This window comes from Streptomyces roseochromogenus subsp. oscitans DS 12.976, assembly GCF_000497445.1.
Lineage (GTDB): Bacteria > Actinomycetota > Actinomycetes > Streptomycetales > Streptomycetaceae > Streptomyces > Streptomyces oscitans.
In genome coordinates, this window is the sequence record NZ_CM002285.1 from 6,246,380 (window position 1) to 6,266,309 (window position 19,930).

The 19,930-nt window shown below is 70.2% G+C and carries 21 protein-coding genes and 2 pseudogenes; 10 read left to right on the forward strand and 13 right to left on the reverse strand.

Annotated features, from left to right (window positions below; all coding sequences use genetic code 11):
- Nucleotides 1-16: 16 nt before the first annotated feature.
- Nucleotides 17-1,378: a class 1 isoprenoid biosynthesis enzyme gene (locus tag M878_RS93020; RefSeq protein ID WP_245238214.1), complete on the forward strand. Its 1,362-nt coding sequence runs from the start codon at nucleotides 17-19 to the stop codon at nucleotides 1,376-1,378.
- Nucleotides 1,375-2,019: a biliverdin-producing heme oxygenase gene (locus M878_RS76640; RefSeq protein ID WP_023550482.1), complete on the forward strand. Its 645-nt coding sequence runs from the start codon at nucleotides 1,375-1,377 to the stop codon at nucleotides 2,017-2,019. The genes M878_RS93020 and M878_RS76640 overlap by 4 nt, the downstream gene beginning before the upstream one ends.
- Before the next feature lie 308 nt (nucleotides 2,020-2,327).
- Here the strand turns inward: M878_RS76640 and M878_RS76645 are convergent.
- The 5 genes and pseudogenes from M878_RS76645 to M878_RS98995 all read right to left on the reverse strand — a co-directional run.
- Nucleotides 2,328-3,215, reverse strand: a pseudogene (locus M878_RS76645) (methyltransferase domain-containing protein); the annotation flags it as partial.
- Between the two features lie 57 nt (nucleotides 3,216-3,272).
- Entirely contained in the window at nucleotides 3,273-3,422 is a 150-nt protein-coding gene (locus M878_RS98990) for a hypothetical protein (RefSeq protein WP_023550486.1), read from the reverse strand.
- Nucleotides 3,419-4,399, reverse strand: a complete 981-nt coding sequence (gene tgmB / locus M878_RS76650) for an ATP-grasp ribosomal peptide maturase (RefSeq protein ID WP_031225913.1) — start codon at nucleotides 4,397-4,399, stop codon at nucleotides 3,419-3,421. Before tgmB ends, M878_RS98990 begins: the two co-directional genes overlap by 4 nt.
- Nucleotides 4,400-4,406: 7 nt before the next feature.
- Complete coding sequence (gene tgmA / locus M878_RS76655) at nucleotides 4,407-4,622, reverse strand: putative ATP-grasp-modified RiPP (protein WP_023550489.1); 216 nt, start codon at nucleotides 4,620-4,622, stop codon at nucleotides 4,407-4,409.
- A 289-nt stretch (nucleotides 4,623-4,911) separates the two neighbouring features.
- The gene (locus M878_RS98995; RefSeq protein ID WP_037730889.1) at nucleotides 4,912-5,118 is read right to left on the reverse strand and encodes a hypothetical protein; all 207 of its coding nucleotides are present in this window, start codon (nucleotides 5,116-5,118) and stop codon (nucleotides 4,912-4,914) included.
- A 492-nt stretch (nucleotides 5,119-5,610) separates the two neighbouring features.
- Here M878_RS98995 and M878_RS76670 point away from each other — a divergent pair, with 492 nt between their 5' ends.
- Both M878_RS76670 and M878_RS76675 read left to right on the forward strand, forming a co-directional pair.
- Entirely contained in the window at nucleotides 5,611-7,065 is a 1,455-nt protein-coding gene (locus M878_RS76670) for a helix-turn-helix domain-containing protein (protein WP_023550495.1), read from the forward strand.
- Between the two features lie 9 nt (nucleotides 7,066-7,074).
- On the forward strand, nucleotides 7,075-7,560 hold the full coding sequence (locus M878_RS76675; RefSeq protein WP_023550497.1) for a hypothetical protein: 486 nt from the start codon (nucleotides 7,075-7,077) through the stop codon (nucleotides 7,558-7,560).
- Nucleotides 7,561-7,598: 38 nt separating this feature from the next.
- Here the strand turns inward: M878_RS76675 and M878_RS94900 are convergent.
- Nucleotides 7,599-7,826 (reverse strand): annotated as a pseudogene (locus M878_RS94900) (acyl-CoA dehydrogenase family protein); the annotation flags it as partial.
- A gap of 7 nt (nucleotides 7,827-7,833) precedes the next feature.
- On the opposite strand from M878_RS94900, the gene M878_RS76680 reads away from it, so the two are divergent.
- Nucleotides 7,834-8,328, forward strand: a complete 495-nt coding sequence (locus M878_RS76680; protein ID WP_023550502.1) for a hypothetical protein — start codon at nucleotides 7,834-7,836, stop codon at nucleotides 8,326-8,328.
- On the forward strand, nucleotides 8,325-8,909 hold the full coding sequence (gene cyaB, locus M878_RS76685) for a class IV adenylate cyclase (RefSeq protein ID WP_031225916.1): 585 nt from the start codon (nucleotides 8,325-8,327) through the stop codon (nucleotides 8,907-8,909). The genes M878_RS76680 and cyaB overlap by 4 nt, the downstream gene beginning before the upstream one ends.
- 109 nt (nucleotides 8,910-9,018) lie before the next feature.
- Here the strand turns inward: cyaB and M878_RS76690 are convergent, their stop codons facing one another.
- The 5 genes from M878_RS76690 to M878_RS76710 form a co-directional block, all read right to left on the reverse strand.
- Nucleotides 9,019-9,435: a hypothetical protein gene (locus tag M878_RS76690; RefSeq protein WP_158692783.1), complete on the reverse strand. Its 417-nt coding sequence runs from the start codon at nucleotides 9,433-9,435 to the stop codon at nucleotides 9,019-9,021.
- Nucleotides 9,436-9,545: 110 nt separating this feature from the next.
- Nucleotides 9,546-10,706: an acyl-CoA dehydrogenase family protein gene (locus M878_RS76695; protein ID WP_031225918.1), complete on the reverse strand. Its 1,161-nt coding sequence runs from the start codon at nucleotides 10,704-10,706 to the stop codon at nucleotides 9,546-9,548.
- 5 nt (nucleotides 10,707-10,711) lie between these two features.
- Nucleotides 10,712-11,635, reverse strand: coding sequence for a hydroxymethylglutaryl-CoA lyase (locus M878_RS76700; RefSeq protein WP_031225919.1), 924 nt, complete (start codon nucleotides 11,633-11,635; stop codon nucleotides 10,712-10,714).
- Nucleotides 11,636-11,652: 17 nt separating this feature from the next.
- Nucleotides 11,653-13,578: an ATP-binding protein gene (locus M878_RS76705; protein ID WP_023550512.1), complete on the reverse strand. Its 1,926-nt coding sequence runs from the start codon at nucleotides 13,576-13,578 to the stop codon at nucleotides 11,653-11,655.
- Between the two features lie 11 nt (nucleotides 13,579-13,589).
- On the reverse strand, nucleotides 13,590-15,221 hold the full coding sequence (locus M878_RS76710) for a carboxyl transferase domain-containing protein (protein ID WP_023550514.1): 1,632 nt from the start codon (nucleotides 15,219-15,221) through the stop codon (nucleotides 13,590-13,592).
- A gap of 107 nt (nucleotides 15,222-15,328) precedes the next feature.
- Here M878_RS76710 and M878_RS76715 point away from each other — a divergent pair, with 107 nt between their 5' ends.
- The 4 genes from M878_RS76715 (at nucleotide 15,329) to M878_RS76730 (ending at nucleotide 18,693) form a co-directional block, all read left to right on the forward strand.
- On the forward strand, nucleotides 15,329-15,940 hold the full coding sequence (locus tag M878_RS76715) for an SACE_7040 family transcriptional regulator (RefSeq protein ID WP_023550516.1): 612 nt from the start codon (nucleotides 15,329-15,331) through the stop codon (nucleotides 15,938-15,940).
- A gap of 84 nt (nucleotides 15,941-16,024) precedes the next feature.
- Entirely contained in the window at nucleotides 16,025-17,182 is a 1,158-nt protein-coding gene (locus tag M878_RS76720; RefSeq protein ID WP_031225920.1) for an acyl-CoA dehydrogenase family protein, read from the forward strand.
- Nucleotides 17,183-17,227: 45 nt separating this feature from the next.
- Nucleotides 17,228-18,106 carry an acyl-CoA thioesterase gene (locus M878_RS76725; RefSeq protein WP_023550520.1) on the forward strand — a complete coding sequence of 293 codons (879 nt, stop codon included), beginning with the start codon at nucleotides 17,228-17,230 and terminating at the stop codon, nucleotides 18,104-18,106.
- Between the two features lie 293 nt (nucleotides 18,107-18,399).
- Nucleotides 18,400-18,693 carry a hypothetical protein gene (locus M878_RS76730; protein WP_167345785.1) on the forward strand — a complete coding sequence of 98 codons (294 nt, stop codon included), beginning with the start codon at nucleotides 18,400-18,402 and terminating at the stop codon, nucleotides 18,691-18,693.
- A 73-nt stretch (nucleotides 18,694-18,766) separates the two neighbouring features.
- Here M878_RS76730 and M878_RS76735 read toward each other — a convergent pair whose 3' ends face one another.
- Both M878_RS76735 and M878_RS49040 read right to left on the reverse strand, forming a co-directional pair.
- A complete protein-coding gene (locus tag M878_RS76735) occupies nucleotides 18,767-19,555 on the reverse strand; it encodes a phosphatase (protein WP_023550524.1) in 789 nt (262 codons plus the stop codon).
- Nucleotides 19,556-19,631: 76 nt separating this feature from the next.
- Nucleotides 19,632-19,930 (reverse strand): helix-turn-helix domain-containing protein (locus tag M878_RS49040; RefSeq protein WP_031225922.1); only part of this gene is annotated, 299 nt, incomplete at its 5' end.

Consider the following 19,930-nt stretch of genomic DNA (forward strand, 5'->3'; position numbering starts at 1 on the left):
AGGAGCGACCGCGACAGTGGGTGGAGACGTGAGCGCGGTGGAGGACGTCGTCCGTGCGGACGCCGCGTTGCTGGAGGAGGACCTGGCCCGGTTCCTCGGATCGCTGACCGGCCGGCCACCCGGCGCTCCGGGACACGGCTCGGCCTACGCCGCGGCGCTCGACCGCGCACTGCATCTGCCGGTCGCCGACGCCCTCGGTTCCAAGGCGGGGCAGGAGGCGCTGCGACCGCACCCCGGGGCGCCCGGGGGCGGGGCCCCGCTGCGGCCCTCGATGGTGTACTGGGCGTACCGCAACTACCGGGGCTTCGGCGACATTTCCGACGCGTCTGCCGAGTCGGGTGCGTATGCCGTGCCGGGCGCGTCTGTCGTGCGGGGTGCGTCTGCCGTGCCGGACGCGTCTGTCATGCGCGGCGCTTCCGTCGTGCCGGACGCGTCTGCCGTGCCGGACGCATCCACCGTGTCGGACGTATCCGCCGAGCCCGACGCCCTCGCCCCGCCGCACGCATCCGACGTGCCCGACGCGCCCCTGGCCTCCGCGGGGGACGGCGCTGCCCTCGCCACCCTCGCTGCTGTTCGGCGGGCCGCCGTCGCCGTGCGGGTCCTGCTGAAGGCCGCGGTCGCGCTCGACGACATCCAGGACGGCAGCACCGTCCGCTATGGCGAACCCGCGCTGCACCTCACCCACGGCGTCCCGCTCGCCCTCAATACCGGCTCCTGGCTGATCACGGCCGCACTGGCGCACGCGGCCGACCCGGCCGTCGTGGAGAGCCTGCTCGCGGCGGTGGCGAACGGATTCACCGGGCAGGCCGTCGACCTCGCGACCCGCTCGGACCGCACCCGCGCCGAACTGACCGAGGCCCCCTGCGCGGAACGGATCGGCTTCTGGGAGTCGATGGCCGCGCTCAAGACGGGCACGCTGTTCCGGATGCCGCTCGACGCGGCGCTGGCCGCCCTCCGCGCCGACGCGGCGGAGCGCGCCGCCCTGGACGAGGCGATGCGTCAACTCGGGCTCGCCAGCCAGCTCTTCAACGACGTCGCCGACTTCGTGCCGGAACTCGGCGGCACCAACACCCACGAGGACCTCGACGCGCTGAGCAACCGCGTCCTGCTGGAACTCCTCGACTCCGCGCCGCCCGACATCCGTCGCGACCCGTCCGGCGAACGGATCCGCGGCTACGCCCTCGGCCACCCGGGCCTCGACCGGACGCTGCTCGCCCTCGCGGCCGAGGCGGTGGAACGCAAGCGCGCCGCGAAGGAGGCCGTGCATCGCGTGTGCCGCTCGGCGGAGAGCGCGGCCTACTTCGACATCACCATCGAACGCAAGGGTCACCTCGTCGACCGGCTCCATGACACCCTCCGGCAGCGGAGCGGCGTATGACGGCGACGGCCGCCGACTGCCTCCGCACCGGCACCCGGGCCTGGCACGACGCCCTGGAGACCACCGGTTTCGCCACCGCGCTGCTCGCCGGAACCCTCCCGCTCGACCGCTATATGGCCCAACTGACCGCCTACCGGGTGGTGTTGCGCACCCTGGAGACGGAACTCTCCCGCACCGCCGAACCGGCCGTCGCCGGGCTCTGGACGGCGGAGGATCTGCGGAAAGTCCCGCTGATCGAGCGCGACCTGCGCCATTTCGCGGTCCGCGGCGCCTCCCCGGTCCGCTGGCCGGCCGCGGCGGCGGTGGCCTTCGCGGGCGAGATCCGTACGACCGCGGTCGCGGAGCCGCTCTCGCTGCTCGGCTTCCTGTACGTCCTGGAGGGCTCCACCCTCGGCGCACGGTACTTGTCCCGGTACGTCACCGACGCCTACGGCCTGCACGGCACCGACGGCACCGCCTACTACACCAGCGGCGACCGGGCCCGCTGGACCCGGTTCACCACCCGCCTGGACGAGGCCCTCACCGACCCGGCCACCCAGACCCGCGCCCTGGCCACCGCCGACCGCGCCTACCACCACACGACCCGCATCACCGAGGCCCTCTCGTCCGGCCTGCCCCCGCGTCAGCGGTGTGCCCCGTGAGCCCAAGCGCTACCGCTGCGGCTGCGCATGTCCCCCGGCTGTTCACTGTGCCCGGTTACGGTCGAAGAGTTCGCGGCGTGCGCCGGTGTCTCGTCCGACTCCGCCTTGCCTCCAGGGAGGAGAACAGGTACTCGCCTCCATGCCGGGGGCAGTCTGCGGTCAGGATGGCGACCTGTCCGTGATCGTCGCGGGCGACGATCGCGAAGGCGTCAGGCTTCGCATCACTGGTGTGGGGAGTGGGCCATGCTCCGCGAGCGTAGCTGCGGGTTTCCGTGCGCATGGTGGCGAACGGCGGACGGGCGGGCAGCTCAGCCAACGACCGGCACGAGATGTTCAGCGGAGTCGAGCCACACTCGCTGTCCCTCACGGTTCACGGTCAATCCGAACCGGTCCCGGCTGGGCCGTTCCTGCTCCTCCCACCATCGCCAGGCCGCCTCCACTCCGTCCCAGAGCCGCCGGGGCCCTGACTGCCGCACGCTCGCACCTTCTACGCGGGCCCAGGAACCGTCAGCGGCCCACAGGCGGCAGCCGATCACCCGTCGGTCGTTGTCCAGGTCGGACGCCTGGGCGGTGCCGGGTACGACCAGGGAGAGCAGGAACGGGAACGCGTCGTCCCGGAAGGGCATGGACGCCTCAAGGTGGGTTGTGCGTTCGTCTGGGTCCTGTGGGTCACCTGGATAGGGGGCTGCGCCCGTTTCACCGATTGACCGCACGCTCATGAAGTACGAGGGCGTGACCAGGAAGCGGCCCGAAGCAGTTCCGTCGCCGCCGACGGTCAACCGGGCTGTTCCCCATCCGAGCGGGGACACGATCACGCCGCCGGGCCTGACCTGCTCCACCCACGCATACGGCAGGCGGGCAAAACCACAGGTAGCGATCAACCGGTCGTATGGGGCACCGGCGGAGTGCCCTGCGCGGCCATCTCCGGTGAGGACAGTAGGCGTGTAGCCGCAGGCCCTCAGCCGCGCCTCGGCGAGCTTGGTCAACTCTGGGTCCACCTCGATCGAAGTGACGTTGGCGGACCCGAGTCGAGCGGCCAGAAGCGCCGCGTTGTAGCCCGTGCCGGTGGCGACCTCCAGGACGCTCGCGCCCTCGGTGACGTCCAGGGCGTGAAGCATGACGAGCATCAGACCAGGGGCGGTAGAGGATGAGGTGGCGGCACCCTCAGTCATCTGCGTCACGAGAACGTCATCCGTGTAGACGTGGCTGAGCCAGCCGACATCCGCAGCGGTGAGGCGCCGGTCCGGTCCGAGTCAGAACTCGGGCACGAACACGTGGCGAGGTACCTCCTCGAACACCTTCCTCCATACCGGATCGGTCAGGTCTCCCTTCTCTGCGAGTGCGGCGGCGAGGTCGCGGCGCAGGCGCCGGGCCTCGTCGGTGTCAGAGGTGGTCACGGTCATGAGGTCTTGCCTTCCGCGAGGAGTTCGGCGAGGGCGGCGGCGATCGGCAGCCCGGTCGAATTCTGAATCCACGACCACTCACCCGACGGATTGCACTCGAACAGCACCCAGTCCCCTTGCGGGGTGACTGCGAAGTCGAACGCGCCGAAGTTGAGGTTGAAGCGGTCGAGCCAGCCGAGCACGCCGCGACGTACGGGCTCCGGGACTGTGCACGGCTTATAGGTGAGCGCGTCGTAGTCGCTGCGCCAGTCGATCCGGGCCGCGTCGCTGCCAGCGTGGATCTCGGCGGCGAACAGCCGGTGCCCCACGACCGTCAGACGTACCTCATGGGCCTTGTCGATCCACTCCTGGAACAGGTGGGCGGTCAGGGACGCGCTGTCGTCGATCTCGGCCGGGTCGATCAGATGGGTGGGGACGCCGTTGCGACGGCCGTCGTCGTAGCGCAAGGGGCTGCCCATCAGCGGTTTGCAGATCACCGGGCCGCCGATGCTCTTGCAGAACGCGCGCGCCGCGCCGGGGTCGGTGCTGATCAGCGATCGCGGCGTACGCAGGCCGAGGGCTGCGGCGATGGGGAGTTGTCCGGGCTTGTGTGAGGCGACGCCGTCGATCTCGGGGCGGTTCACCCACAGCACGGGGAGGGCGTAGAGGGTGCCGAGGAGACCGGCCAAGGCTTGATCGTCGGCCCATGTGCGGTGTGGCTCGGGGATGGTGCTGGAGACGGCAGGAAGGCGGGGCCGCCGGTAGTAGACGGCCCTCACCTCCTCCAACCGCACCGACCGGTATATGTCGGTGAGGACGCCGGACCAGGGGGCCGCGTCGTGTTCGGCGGTGAGCGTCATTCGCTGGGGGAAGTCGCCCATGTCGAACCGCATGACGGGCACCTTCCGCCGCGTCAACTCGTCCACGACGAGATCTGCGGTGGGGTCCATCTCCTCGGTGACGACCAGTACAGCGTCGCTTGGAAGTCGTTGCGTCACCGACAGATCACCGGATCACGTAGGGGTCGGACGTGTCGTCGTTCTTGCTGTCCCAGTTGGTGTTGGTGCACGACGCCCGCAGGGTGGAGTGTGCGAGAAGGGTGCCGTCGCTCATGACGTTGACCTGGCGCTGGTGGTCGTAGGCGAACGTGGAGCCGTCCACGTCGATGGTGTAGGGCTGACGCTCGGCACGGGCGCCGAACGGGATGGTCGCGGTAGTCACATCTACCTCCATGTGTTTGGCGGTGCAGTGACCCTGCCGGGGCTCAGCATGGTGTGAACGAGCCCGGCCCCGGCAGGGGGACTTTCGGGTGGCGCTGCTCAGCTCGTTTCAGTGCGACAGCGGGGGCAGCGGCATGGGGGCCAGGCGAACGAGTCCACTAGGCGTTCCGGGTCGGGGTTGGCCGTGACCGTAAGGTGTCTGGACTGTGCGAGGCGCTTGCCGTCGGGGGCGAGCCGGTCGATGTGGATCGTCAGGCGGGATTCCCCGGGCTGGGGCGGCGTTCCGGCGTTCACCGCGCGCCTCCCGCGACAGGGGCGTGGCAGGCACAGGGGCAGCGACGCATCAGCAGCAAGCCCAGGCTGCCGGGCAGTGGCACGTCCGCCGTCTGATGGCAGGCGTCGTGCAGGTCCTCGTAGCCGGGCCGGAGGGCGAGCGCGCACTCGGCCGACAGCCACGGCGTGTCCGCGCCCTTCCCCGTCCCCTGTGGCCGTTTCATGGTCGCGCCCATCACGCCACCGCCTCGGCGCCGACTACGTGCCGGTCGAGGTCGATGCCGAAGTCCGCTACGAGGACGTAGGGGCGGACCAGCGCCGTCGCCCGACCGTCGAGGGGCACGTCAAGCCCGTACGGGGACCGGTGAGCGGGAAGGCCCGGGGAGGCCGTGCGGGGCGCCTCGGGCTGGTCGACGGGTACCGGTCGGATGGGGCGCGCAGTCAGCCGGCGCCTACCGGTACTGGGCGCGAACACGCCCAGTACCCATCGCAGGAATGCGTGGATAATGCCCACTGTCATCAGCTCCACTCAGTTGGTGGCCACGCCCCGGGGCCGTCGCGAGCGGTCGCCGGGGTTAGCTCTGTCGATGTATTGAGCGTTGTCCATCGCGTGCAATTGCGGGATGACCGGCGGGCGTTACCGAGGCGGTAATACACTCGTTGCCACTTCGGAAGTGCTCCGCACTGCGCATACGATCACTCCGGAAGTTGGCCCCATGGACGACACCACCCCCGGCCCGCTCGCCCCTGGTGTCCTCGACAGAGGCGACCTCAAGCGAGCCCTGGCAGAGCACGACTTCGCAGCCGCATTCGCACTCATCAAGAAGTGGGGCGGCCTCTCGCAGAACCGCATCGCCGCGGCTTGCCAGCTCACGCCAGGCAAGGTCTCGACGATCATCAGCGGTCGGCAGCAGGTCACCAGCTTCGAGGTGATCTGCCGCATTGCCGATGGGCTGCGAATTCCCGGGCGGATGGTGGGACTTGCCGACCGGCCCTGGGAGGCGCAGCCCGACATCCCAGACCAACCGACACCTACCCCGGCGACCCGATTACCCGTTGAGGACGAGTCATGGATTCCCACGGCGACCGTGCACCTGACCGGAGACCTGACGAGGAGTGACCTTCTGATGGACCGTCGTGCAGCAACATGCGCCATCGCCGGCGCGGCTCTGTCCGGCGCCGCGCTCCTCGACTCCCTTGAGGGTTGGCTCCAGCCCGCGTCAGCCTCGGGGTCCGGCACATACCACCGGGGCCGCATCGGAATGGGTGAAGTACGGCAGCTGGAAGGAACAGCGCGCGCGTTCCGAGCGTGGGACCATCGGTACGGCGGAGGCCTCCGTCGTAAGGCTGTCGTCGGCCAACTCAACGAGGTCGCAGGCCACCTTGAAGAGCACCAGGCGCCAGATGTCGAGCGGGGTCTGTTCCAGGTGATGGCCTACCTCGGAGGCACGGCCGCGACGATCGCCTGGGACTCCGGACTCCAGCGGCAGGCGCAGTCGTACTACCTGCTCGCCCTGCGCGCGGCCCACGCCGCCGGCGACGCCGCCTTCGGCGCGAACGTGCTGGCCGGTATGGCCCGGCAGATGCTGTACCGGGACCGTCCACCGGACGCGCTCGAACTGGTGCACCTGGCGCAGAAAGGTGCGCGCCGAGCTGCAGGACCGCGTCTGCGGGCGATGCTGCACACGCGGGAGGCGTGGGCGTACGCGGCCATGGGGCGCGCGGCGGCCTTCCAACGGGCCACCGGCGAGGCGGCCGAGGCTCTCGCCGACGCAGGGGCGGACGATGAGCCGTACTGGATCTCGTACTTCGACAATGCGGAGCTGTCCGGTGTCACCGGCGGTCGCCTGCTGGACATGGCCCGCAAGGAGCCCCAACAGTATGCCGAGCGAGCTGCGGACTCGATCCGTCAGGCTCTGGCCCGGCGCGGCCCGGAGGCTGGGCGCAGCCACGCTCTCGACAGGATCGGCCTGGCAGAGTGCCACTTCCTCATGGGCGACGTCACCGGGGCCGTGGAGCACACTCAGCGCGCCGTCGAAGCAGCGGCCCGTACCAAGTCCAGCCGCGTTCGGGCGCAGCTCGGCCAGCTGTATCCGTACACCGTCGGCAGGGGCGCCTCACGGCCGACGGCCGAGGCCCGGACAATGATCCGCGACATGCTGTCGAGCTGAAGGAGCAACGTGACCACGATCGCCGTCACCGGGCACATGGACCTGACCGAGGACAGCGTGCCCCTGGTGCTTGACGCCCTGCGGGAGACGCTGAAGCCGTATGCCGCAGACCTGACCGGTGTCACCTGTATTGCCAAGGGAGCGGACTCGCTGTTTGCGGAGGTCGTGCTGGAACTCGGCGGCCGTCTGACCGCAGTGATCCCCTCACGGGATTACCGGCGGAACAAGGTCAAGACCGACCATGCCGACACGTTCGACCGCCTCTCCGAGGCCGCGGGCGAGGTTCTCGTCCTGGAGCACGAGACAGCAAACCGGTCGGCCTACGAGGACGCCAACCGCACGCTGCTCCAGCGGGCTGACCGGCTTGTCGCCGTCTGGGACGGCACGCCGCCGTCCGCCAAGGGCGGCGGTACGGCGGACACAGTGCTGGAGGCCCGCGACGCCGGGCTGCCCGTCGACGTCATCTGGCCGGACGGGGCAGCCCGCCGCGGCTGAGCACGCCGGGTCCAACACGCCCGCGTACCGCGCATGCTTGAGGATCTCCATGTCCGCGATCTGGAACTGGATGGCCCGGTAGGCGCCGATCGGCCGCCGAAGGCCTGGCGTTCCTTGGCGTACTTCACCGACTAGTCCACACAGCCCTGCTAGAGGCCGGTCTCCAGGGCGGCGATGGCGATGCGGCCCTCGTCCCGGATGCGCAGGAACCGGGCGTAGCCGCGGCCCTCCTCGCCGAGCAGGTTGGCGGCGGGCACGCGGACGTCGAAGGGCATGCTGCTCGCGCTGAGCGAGGAGTACACCGACCACTACACCGACCACTACACGGTGGACGGTGACATCTTCGACGAGTGCACTGACATCGCCCTGACCGCGTTCCTGAGCCTGGCGGAGCGCGGTGACGGAGAGTGCGGGCAGGCGTGGCAGAACTGGGTCACCAGGGAGGGCCGGGAGACGTACGCGTACATGACGCTGGACGCCCTGCTGGCGGCCATGGCCGTCCACTCGACCGAGGCGGCACAGGACGACCGCACGGTGCTGGTACCCGTACGGGTGACCGATGTGCTGCGACGTGATCGGGCCTACTACAACAGGTACTTACGACGCGCCCTCCCCAACCCCCTTCGGGATGCCAAGCAGTTGGTGCTGTTCTCGAACATCCCCATCACCGACTCCAGGGCCCTCGGCGAGGCCATGCACTGTCTCCAACAGTGGTGCAGCAAGGGGAGCCTCGCCCGCGTCTACTCGGCTATCAACTCAGGAGGATGACCAGATTGGACAGCGCGATCGAAGTGGAGCGAAAGAGGCAGCTGCCGGACGACGGCAGGCAGTTGGCGCTCCTGCTCGGTGAGCTCGGCTGGAAGCCGACTCACCCGCTGACCGAGGTGGACACGTACTACAGCCGCCCGGACATCGACTACATGGCGACCGTGGAGTGTCTGCGGGTGCGGCGCCGGGGTGACTTCGCGGAGATCACCTACAAGCCGCCGTCCACCGCGGTCACACACAGCGCCAACGGCGTGATCTCGAAGCAGGAGACCAACGTCCACCTCGACTCGGCGAGCCAGGCCGCGCTCGCGGACCAGCTGCTGGAGTACATCGGCATGCGGCCCCTGGTCCGCGTGGAGAAGAACCGGACGACGTACCACCACCCGACGCAGCCCGGCGTCACCGTCAGCATCGACATGGTGGCCGGTGTCGGGGCGTTCGTGGAGACGGAGGTCATCAGCACCGATGTGACGCTGGCAACCCTGAAGGTGGAGCAGACCGAGAACCAGCTCGGCATCACGGACCTGCCCCCGGTCGATCTGCCGTACAGGGACCTCGCGCTTACCCGGGCTCCCGCGTGAGCGGACTACGCAGAGCCCACGACAGGAGTGAGGGGAGCGGAAGAGGGTGAGGCGCGGCGTCGGCCTTCGACGCATCAGCACGTCTTGAAGGCCGACGCCGCGCCACGTCTCAGCTCACCTTGATGGTGGCCTTCCACGGCGCGATGGCGAGGGGGCACTTGTACCCAGGGTCAGGGTGGCACTGCCGCACAGCGGAGACGGTGCTCGTGCCCGGGCTTTCCGCGTGCAGGACCGCGTATGCGTCACCGGCCGGTGTCGTACCGCTGACAGTCCGGGCCAGGACGTGGGCATCGCGGGTGCTCGGCATGCTCCACGTGTACGTCAAGCCCCGCTCGCGGGAGGCCTTCAGCCGGATCTCGGTGTCGTCACCGACCGACCGGGCCACGGTGCGGCCGTTGTCGGAGTTGGTGAGGACGAGGCGGTCGGCCCGAGCGGAGTGCGGCGCGGCGGAAGCGGCCGGGGTGACCAGCGTGGCGGTCACCATCAGTCCCAACGTCAATCCGGTCGCATACTTCGCGGCTTTCACGGTTACCTCCAGGCAGATGACGGACGCGCTGATCAACGTCCCGCACGCCCGTCACGCAATGCCCTGCCCCGAGAGAACCACCTGATTCGCCGAACAGCGCCCCTGTACCCCTAGCTCACCAATCCCAGTTCCCGCGCGATCAGCATCCGCTGGACCTCGCTCGTGCCCTCGCCGATCTCCAGGATCTTGGAGTCGCGCCACATGCGGGCCACCGGGTACTCGTTCATGAAGCCGTAGCCGCCGTGGATCTGGGTGGCGTCGCGGGCGTTGTCCACGGCGATGGTGGAGGAGTACAGCTTGGCCAGGGCCGCCTCCTTCTTGAAGGGTTCGCCGGCCACCAGGCGGCTCGCCGCGTCGCGCCAGGCCAGGCGGGCCGTGTACGCCTTCATCTCCATGTCGGCGATCTTGAACTGGATGGCCTGGTTGGCACCGATGGGCTTGCCGAAGGCGTGGCGTTCCTTCGCGTACTTCAGCGACTCGTCGACGCAGCCCTGCGCCAGGCCCGTCGCGAGGGCCGCGATGGCGATGCGGCCCTCGTCGAGGATGCGCAGGAACTGGGCGTAGCCCCGGCCCTCCTCGCCGAGCAGATTGGCGGCGGGGACCCGGACGTCGGCGAACGACAGCTCGCGGGTGTCGGAGGCGTTCCAGCCGACCTTCGAGTAGGGAGCCGCCACCGTGAAGCCGGGGGTGCCCGACGGGACGATGATGGACGAGATCTCCGGCCTGCCGTCCGGCTTGCGGCCCGTCACCGCCGTGACCGTCACCAAACCCGTGATGTCCGTACCCGAGTTGGTGATGAAGCACTTCGTGCCGTTGATCACCCATTCGTTCGTGTCCGGGTCCAGCCGGGCCGTCGTACGGGTCGCGCCCGCGTCGCTGCCGCCGTCCGGTTCCGTCAGGCCGAACGCGCCCAGGATCTCGCCCGTGCACAGGCGCGGGAGCCACTCGCGCTTCTGCTCCTCCGTGCCGAACAGGTGCAGCGGCATGGCGCCCAGGGAGACGCCCGCTTCGAGGGTGATCGCCACGGACGAGTCGACTCTCGCCAACTCCTCCAGGGCGACGCCGAGCGCCAGATAGTCGCCGCCCATGCCGCCGTACTCCTCCGGGAACGGCAGCCCGAACAGGCCCATACGGCCCATCTCGCGGACGATCTCGTACGGGAACTCGTGCCGCTCGTAGAAGTCGCCGATCTTCGGCGCCACGACATCGTGCGCGAACTCCTCCACCGTACGGCGGAGTTCCTCCAGCTCGGGGCTGAGACGGTGGTCCATGCTGATCACTGGTCCTTGTGGGAGAGAGCGCGGACGGTACGGGACGGGCTGGGCCGGTCCAGATGGGCGGCCATCCACACGCTGGTGGCGGTCAGACGGCCGAGGTCGACCCCGGTCTCGATGCCGAGGCCGTGCAGCATCCAGACGAGGTCCTCGGTGGCGAGGTTGCCGGTGGCGGACTTGGCGTACGGGCAGCCGCCGAGGCCTCCGGCCGAGGCGTCGACGGTGGTCACGCCGTGCTCCAGGGCCGCGTAGGTGTTCGCGAGCGCCTGGCCGTAGGTGTCGTGGAAGTGGACGCCGATCATGTTCGTCGGCACGCGCTCCTCGTTGAGGAGGGAGAGCAGTTCGAGCACGTGGCCCGGCGTTGCGACTCCGATGGTGTCGCCGAGGCTCAGCTCGTCGCAGCCCATGTCGCGCAGGGCCGTGCAGACGCGGGCCACCTGGTGGAGCGGGACCGCACCCTCCCAGGGGTCGCCGAAGCACATGGACACATAGCCGCGTACGTGCGCGCCCGCGTCCTTGGCCTGCCGGACCACCGGCGCGAACACGGCCAGCGACTCGTCCACCGTGCGGTTGAGGTTGGCCTTCGCGAAGGACTCGGTGGCGCTGGCGAAGACGGCGACCCGGTCGGCGCCGAGCGCCAGCGCCCGGTCCAGGCCCCGCTGGTTGGGCACCAGCACCGGAAGCTCGACCCCCGGCAGGTCGCTGATCAACGGGAACAGCTGCTCGGCGTCGGCCAGTTGGGGCACCCACTTGGGATGCACGAAGCTCGTCGCCTCGATCGTCGTCAGGCCCGCGTCGGCGAGCCGGCGGATGAACTCCGCCTTGATCTCGGCCGGTACGACCCGCTGCTCGTTCTGCAGCCCGTCGCGCGCGCCGACCTCGTGGATCCGCACCCGCTCGGGCAGATCGGAAGCCGGTACGACCATGGGGAGACCGTTGACAGTCACTCCGCCACCGTCCCTTCCTCGTCGTGCGGTGCGATCACGGCCAGCACCTGGTCCATGGCGACCGTCGTGCCCGCCGTCACGTCCAGCTCGGCGACCGTGCCGGCGTGCGGGGCGGAGATGACGTGCTCCATCTTCATCGCCTCCACCACCAGCAGGCTCTGCCCGGCGGCCACCTCGTCGCCGACGGCCACCTTGACCACGGTGACCGTGCCGGGCATCGGTGCGGTGAGGGAGTCGGCGCCCGCGTGGGAGGACCTGCCGAGGGACGCGGCCACCGGGTCGTGGTCCCGCACCTGCCAGGCGTCGCCGTCCCGGCCGATCCAGTCACCGGCCCGGTGGAAGGCGTGACGGACGCCGTCGAGGGTGACGGAGACCGTGTCGCCGGTGACGGTCGCGGTGCCGCGCGGGGTGTACGTCACCGGATCCTGTACCCGCAGGTGGAAGGCGGGCGGCTTCGGGGTGCCGCCGAGCCGCCAGCCGCTCGGCACCGAGAAGGGGTCGACCCAGCCGTCCGTGCGCGGCTCCAGCGCACGCGCGCGTACGGCCGCCGCCGCCTCGTAGACCTCCTCGGGTACGTCCGCCAAGACCAGCTCGTCCACGACCCGCTCGACCAGGCCCGTGTCCAGCTCGCCCGCGACGACCGCCGGATGCGCCAGCAGCCTGCGCAGAAAGCCCGCGTTGGTCGGCACCCCCAGCGTGACCGTCTCCGCCAGCGCCGCCCGGAGCCCCCGCAACGCCGTCTCGCGGTCGGGGCCGTAGGCGATCACCTTGGACAGCATCGGGTCGTAGAGGCTGCCGACCTCGGTGCCCTCACTGAGCCCGGAGTCGGTGCGGATGCCGTCGCCCTGCGGCTCGTGCAGCAGCAGCACCGTGCCGCCGGAGGGGAGGAAGCCCCGTGAGGGGTCTTCCGCGCAGATCCGCGCCTCCACCGCGTGCCCGGTCAGCCGTACGTCGTCCTGCGCGAAGCCCAGCTTCTCCCCGGCCGCCACCCGCACCTGCCACTCCACCAGGTCCAGGCCCGTGACGAGTTCGGTGACCGGGTGCTCCACCTGGAGGCGGGTGTTCATCTCCATGAAGTAGTACTGGGTGGGGTCGTTGCCCGGCACGATGAACTCCACCGTGCCCGCGCCCCGGTACCCGCACGAGCGGGCCGCCTGCACCGCCGCCTCGCCCATCGCGGCCCGGGTCCGCTCATCCAGGAGCACGCTCGGCGCCTCCTCGATGATCTTCTGGTGCCGCCGCTGCAGCGAGCACTCGCGCTCGCCGAGGTGGACGACGCCCCCGTGGCCGTCGGCCAGCACCTGGATCTCGATGTGCCGGGGCCGGTCGATCCACCGCTCCACCAGCAGCGTGTCGTCGCCGAAGGAGGCGCGGGCCTCGCGGCGGGCGGCCGCGATATCCTCCTCCAGGACCGTCAGGTCCCGCACCAGGCGCATGCCCTTGCCGCCACCGCCGGCGGACGGCTTCAGCAGCACGGGCGCGCCCAACTCGCGGGCCGCCTGGGCCAGTTCGGGGTCGCGTCCGCCGGGGACCACCGGGACTCCGGCCGCCTTCACCGTCTCCTTGGCGCGGATCTTGTCGCCCATGAGCGCGATCGCGTCCGCCGGCGGGCCGATGAAGACCAGCCCCGCCTCCTCGCAGGCGCGCGCGAAGCCCGCGTTCTCGGCGAGGAAGCCGTAGCCCGGGTGGACTGCCTGCGCGCCGGTGCGGGCGGCGGCCTCCAGCAGCCGCTCCACCGACAGATAGCTCTCGGCGGCCGGCGCCGGACCGATCCGTACCGCCGTGTCGGCCTCCCGGACGTGCCGCGCGTCCGCGTCGGCGTCGGAGAAGACCGCCACCGAGCGCACGCCCAGCGAGCGGAGCGTACGGATGACGCGTACGGCGATCTCGCCCCGGTTGGCGACCAGCACTGTGTCGAACACGGTTCCCCTCCTCACATCCGGAAGACGCCGAACTGAGGCGCCGTATAGTCCCTTTGGGAAAGTGGCGCGTTGGCGCAGGCCGTCAGAGCGAGTCCCAGCACCTGACGGGTCTCCAGCGGGTCGATCACGCCGTCGTCCCAGAGCCGGGCCGTGGCGTAGTAGGCGTTGCCCTGGCGCTCGTACTGCGCGCGGATCGGCGACTTGAAGGCCTCTTCCTCCTCGGCGGGCCACTCCTCGCCGCGCGCCTCCAGCTGGTCCCGCTTGACGGTCGCGAGGACGGACGCGGCCTGCTCGCCGCCCATGACGGAGATCTTGGCGTTGGGCCACATCCACAGGAAGCGGGGGGAGTAGGCGCGGCCGCACATCGAGTAGTTGCCCGCGCCGTACGAGCCGCCGACCACCACGGTCAGCTTCGGCACGCGCGTGCACGCCACCGCCGTCACCATCTTGGCGCCGTGCTTGGCGATACCGCCCGCCTCGTAGTCCCTGCCGACCATGAACCCGGAGATGTTCTGCAGGAACACCAGCGGGACGCCGCGCTGGTCGCACAGCTCGATGAAGTGGGCGCCCTTCTGGGCGGACTCGGAGAACAGGATGCCGTTGTTGGCGACGATCCCGACCGGGTGGCCGTGGATCCGGGCGAAGCCGGTGACGAGCGTCTGCCCGAACTCGCTCTTGAACTCGGCGAATCGGGAGCCGTCCGTGATCCGCGCGATGATCTCGCGTACGTCGTAGGGGGTACGGGAGTCGACCGGGACGGCGCCGTACAACCCGTACGGGTCGACCTTGGGTTCCGTGACCGGTGCGACCTCCCAGGGGAGGGGCTGCCGGGCCGGGAGGGTGGCGACGATGTTCCGCACGATCCTGAGCGCGTGCGCGTCGTCCTCGGCGAGATGGTCGGTGACTCCGGACACGCGCGAGTGGACCTCGCCGCCGCCCAGCTCCTCCGCCGTCACGACCTCGCCGGTGGCGGCCTTCACCAGGGGCGGGCCGCCGAGGAAGATCGTGCCCTGGTTGCGGACGATCACGGCTTCGTCGCTCATCGCCGGGACGTACGCCCCGCCCGCAGTACAGGACCCGAGCACGGCCGCGATCTGTGGGATGCCGGCCCCGGACATCCGGGCCTGGTTGTAGAAGATCCGCCCGAAGTGGTCCCGGTCGGGGAAGACCTCGTCCTGCATCGGCAGGAAGGCACCACCGGAGTCCACGAGATAGACGCAGGGCAGCCGGTTGTCGAGGGCCACCTCCTGCGCGCGCAGGTGCTTCTTCACGGTCATCGGGTAGTACGTGCCGCCCTTGACCGTGGCGTCATTGGCGACGATCACGCACTCGCGGCCGCTGACCCGCCCGATCCCGGCGATCACCCCGGCGGCCGGGGCCTGGTCGTCGTACATCCCGTCGGCCGCGAGGGGGGCCAGCTCCAGGAACGGCGACCCGGGGTCGAGCAGCGTGTCCACCCTGTCCCTGGGCAGCAGCTTGCCGCGCGCGGTGTGCCGGGCCCGTGCCTTCTCGCCGCCGCCGAGGGCGGCCGCGGCCAGCTTGCCGCGCAGCTCCTCGACCAGCGCGAGATGCGCCTGTTCATTGGCTCGCCAGGCCTGAGACGCGGGATCGGCCGCGCCCGTCAGCTCCGGTGCCTCCTGCATTCTGCGGTCCCCTCACGCGGTGATCGAACCTGCGATCCGCTGTTAATGAGCGTTAACCATTTCCTTCAGGTTAACGACCGCTAACCTCGCTGTCTAGAATTGCCTGCATGGTCACCAGAACCGACGCCCCGACCCGCCGCGAGCAGATCCTGAAGGAGGCCGCCCGGCTCTTCGCCGAGCGCGGCTTCCACGGCGTCGGTGTCGACGAGATAGGCGCCGCGGTGGGGATCAGCGGCCCCGGTCTCTACCGGCACTTCCCGGGCAAGGACGCGATGCTCGCCGAGCTGCTGGTCGGCATCAGCGGCCAGCTGCTGACAGGGGCGAAGCGGCGCCTGGCGGAGGCCGACGGGGTGCCCGCGAGCCGGATCCTGGACTCCCTGATCGAGGGCCATATCGACTTCGCCCTGGACGACCGTCCCCTGATCACCCTGCACGACCGCGAGCTGGACCGCCTGCGCGACAGCGACCGCAAGCTGGTGCGCCAGCTCCAGCGGCAGTACGTCGAGCTGTGGGTCGAGGTGGTCCGCGAGGTGTACCCGGCGCTGACCGAGCCCGCCGCCCGCTCCGCCGTCCACTCGGTCTTCGGTCTGCTGAACTCCACCCCGCACCTCGGCCGCGCGGGCACGCTGCCCGGCCGTGGCGCCACGGCGGCGTTGCTGCACCGGATGGCGTGCGGGGCGTTCGAGGCGGCGGGTGCCGACGAGGAGGACGAGGAGTGACCTGCGTCTCTGGACGCATCGCCGTACTCGCCGGTATCTTCGAGTCTGAGCAAGCGCTTAGACAGGTACCTGGAGGTGGGCGGCGTGCGCCGTACGGTGTTCAACGAGGATCACGAGGCGTTCCGGGAGACCCTCCGCGCCTTCATCGAGGCCGAGGTCGTCCCCGTCTACGACGAGTGGTTCGCCGCCGGCCAGGCGCCGCGCGACTTCTACTACAAGCTCGGTGAGCTGGGCATCTTCGGTATCAACGTCCCCGAGGAGTTCGGCGGCGCGGGCCTGGACAGCCACAAGTTCGAAGCCGTCCTCTACGAGGAGACCGCCCGCGCGGGCGTCCAGTTCGGCGGCTCCGGTGTGCACGTGCTGCTCGCCCTGCCGTACATCAAGATGCTGGCCACGGACGAGCAGAAGAAGCGCTACCTGCCCAAGTTCGTCACCGGTGAGGGGATGTGGGCCATCGCGATGACCGAGCCGGGCACCGGCTCCGACCTCGCGGGCATGAAGTCCACCGCCAAGCTCTCCGAGGACGGCACGCACTACGTCCTCAACGGCGCCAAGACCTTCATCACCGGCGGCGTCCACGCCGACCGCGTGATCGTCTGCGCCCGCACCTCCGCGCCCACCGCCGAGGACCGCCGCCACGGCATCTCCCTGTTCGCCGTGGACACCAAGTCCGAGGGCTACTCCGTCGGCCGCAAGCTCGACAAGCTCGGCCTGAAGACCTCCGACACCGCCGAGCTGGCCTTCGTCGACGTCAAGGTGCCCGTCGAGGACCTGCTCGGCGAGGAGAACAAGGGCTTCTACTACCTCGGCCACAACCTCGCCTCCGAGCGCTGGGGCATCGCCTTCGGCGCCTACGCGCAGGCCAAGGCCGCCGTCCGCTTCGCCAAGCAGTACGTCCAGGAGCGCACCGTCTTCGGCAAGCCGGTCGCGCACTTCCAGAACACCAAGTTCGAGCTGGCCGCCTGCCAGGCCGAGGTCGACGCCGCCGAGGCCGTCGCCGACCGCGCGACCGAGGCCCTGGACGCCGGCGAGCTGACCCCTGCCGAGGCCGCCTCCGCCAAGCTGTTCTGCACCGAGGTCGCCCACCGCGTCATCGACCGCTGCCTGCAACTGCACGGCGGCTACGGCTACATGAACGAGTACCCGATCGCCCGCCTCTACGCGGACAACCGCGTCAACCGCATCTACGGCGGCACCAGCGAGATCATGAAGTCGATCATCGCCAAGGACATGGGCCTGTAAGGGCCGGGTAACCGGACGCAACCACTGGCCGGTACAACTATCGCCATGAGCCAGGCACTTGAGGATCTCCTCGATCTGCTCGACCTGGAGCAGATCGAGGAGAACATCTTCCGCGGCCAGTCCCGCTCCGCCGTCGTCCCCCGGGTCTTCGGCGGGCAGGTCGCGGCGCAGGCGCTGGTCGCCGCCGGGCGGACGGTCCCCGCCGACCGGCCCGCCCACTCCCTGCACGCCTACTTCCTGCGCCCCGGCGACCCCGGCGCGCCGATCGTCTACACCGTGGACCGCATCCGCGACGGCCGTTCCTTCACCACCCGCCGCGTGGTCGCCGTCCAGCACGGCAAGCCGATCTTCCATCTCTCGGCGTCCTTCCAGACGTACGAGGAGGGCCTGGAACACCAGGCACCCATGCCCGCCTCGCCCGACCCGGAGACCCTCCCCACCTCGCAGGAACGCCTGCGCGGCTACGACCACCTGGCCCCCGAGGTCGTCGAGAAGTTCCTGGAGGCCCGCGAGGCGATCGACCTGAGGTACGTGGAGGAGCCGCCGTACGGGCAGTTCGGCGAGCCGCGCGAGCCGCACTCACAGGTCTGGTTCCGCACCAACGGCAAGCTGGACTGTGCTTTTGACGAACCGTTGCTGCATGTCGTCCTCGCCACCTATGTCTCCGACATGACCCTCCTCGACTCCATCCTGCTCGCGCACGGCCGTGGCGGCTGGGCCGTGGGGGATGTCGTGGGGGCCTCCCTGGACCACGCGATGTGGTTCCACCGGCCCTTCCGCGCCGACGAGTGGCTGCTGTACGACCAGGAGTCCCCGTCCGCGCACGGCGGCCGCGGCCTCGGCCAGGCCCGGATCTACACCCAGGACGGGCAGCTCGCGATCACCGTCATCCAGGAGGGCGTGGTCCGCGTTCCGCGTGCCTGAGTCGCCGAGATGCCGAGTGACATGCGGGGCATTAATCTCTATGAGTGAAAGCCGCAGCACATGGCGTAACCGGCCGACGAGTTTCCGGGCACCCGGAACGGCAGACGTCGGCGGCGATGGTCGTGTGACCAGCCTGCTGCGGTGAACCTCAAGAGCGCGCCGTGCCCTTCCCCCTTCTGTGGGCACGGCGCCGGCCATCCATCCCGCGCCTCCCCCAAATGAAGCCGCTCGGGATGATGGAAACGAAAGGGTAATTTCCCATGCGAGCACAGCGCTTCAGGCGTTATGTCGTGATGTCCGCAGCAGGTTTCCTGCTGGCAGGCGGAGCCGCCATAGGCGCGGCGGGCACCGCCTCGGCAGCACCTGCACACCACAATTCCCACAGCCGGCACGGTGACCACTGCGGTCGTCACCACGGCCGCCACCACCACCATCACGGCCGCGATCACGGCCGTGGCGACCGCGACCGTGACCACGGCCGCGGCGACCACGACAACGGTCGCGGAGACAACGGCCGCGGTGACAAGGGCGACAACGGTCGTGGTGACAAGGGCGACAACGGCCGGGGTGACAACGGCGGCCGCTGATCCGACGCCGATAGCGCCCACACTGTGCGGCTCCGCAACGCGGGGCCGCACAGTGCCGCGTGGGCGGGTCCGGTCAGGAAAGTCCGGCCGCCGCCAGCAGATACGCCGTCATCGGGTCGTAGTGGCGGGGGCTGAGCACATGGTCGTCCAGGGGTACGACGACCTGGACGGTGCCCTCGGACTCGGCAAGGAACAGCGCCGGGTCATTGCAGTCGGCGTACCCGACGGAATCGACTCCGTGCTGCCCGGCGTACCCGGCCCACCCGTGGTCGGCGACCACCAGGTCCGGCAGCGGACGCCCCTCGCGCTCAAGCCCCGTCAGAATGGCCCGCATCGGCTCCCCGGAGTGGGTGTGCCACAGCGTCGCCCCGTGCTCCAGCACCGCCACGTCCGCGAACTGCATGACGTACCCCTCGTCCGTCTGCAGCCCGTCCGGGATGACGACGATCTCGCAGCCCGCGGCGCGCAGCGCGCCGGCCGTGGCCCGGTGCACGTCCAGCAGACCGCCCGGGTGCCCGGTGGCGAACAACACCCGCTGCTGCCCCTCGGCCGCCTTGCGCAGCCGTGCCGCCATCCGCTCCAGCGCGGCCACGGTCAGCTCGGGGTCGATGGTGTCCTGCCCGTACCGGTACTCGGGGTCGTCGTTGACCCCGACCCGCTCGGCCATCACCGCGAGCACGTCCTGCTCGTCCGTCCAGCGGTCGCCCAGCTCCAGGCCGAGCCAGAAATTACGGACACCGTTGGCGAGCTGACGGTAGTGGGAGAGGTTGTTCTCGCGGGGCGTGGCGACGTCCCCCGCGATACGGGTCCTCACCAGGTGGTCGACGAGCTGGGCGCGGCTGGGTGTCCCGGATATCGGCATGCCTCCCATTGTGAGGCAGCGCGCGACCGGATTCCTCGGCATATCGAGGGCTGGGACCGGGACCGAAGCCCGTGCTTCAGGCCTGCCGCAGCGCGAACCACAACTCCATGCGGACGTCCGGGTCGTCCAGGTCGGTGTCCAGCAGGGCCGCGCAGCGGGCGATGCGTTGGCGCACGGTGTTGCGGTGGACATTCAGGGCCACAGCCGTGCGGTCCCAACTGCCGTGAAGAGCCAGCCAGTTGCGCAGCGTCTCGGCGAGCTCGGGGCGGCCGGCGAGTGGTGCAAGCAGCGCGCGGGCGTGTGCCTCGGCATCCGCCCGCGGCACCAGGTCGGTGAAGCCCGGGCGGGCGTCGTGCCGGATGAGCGGGGTGCGGG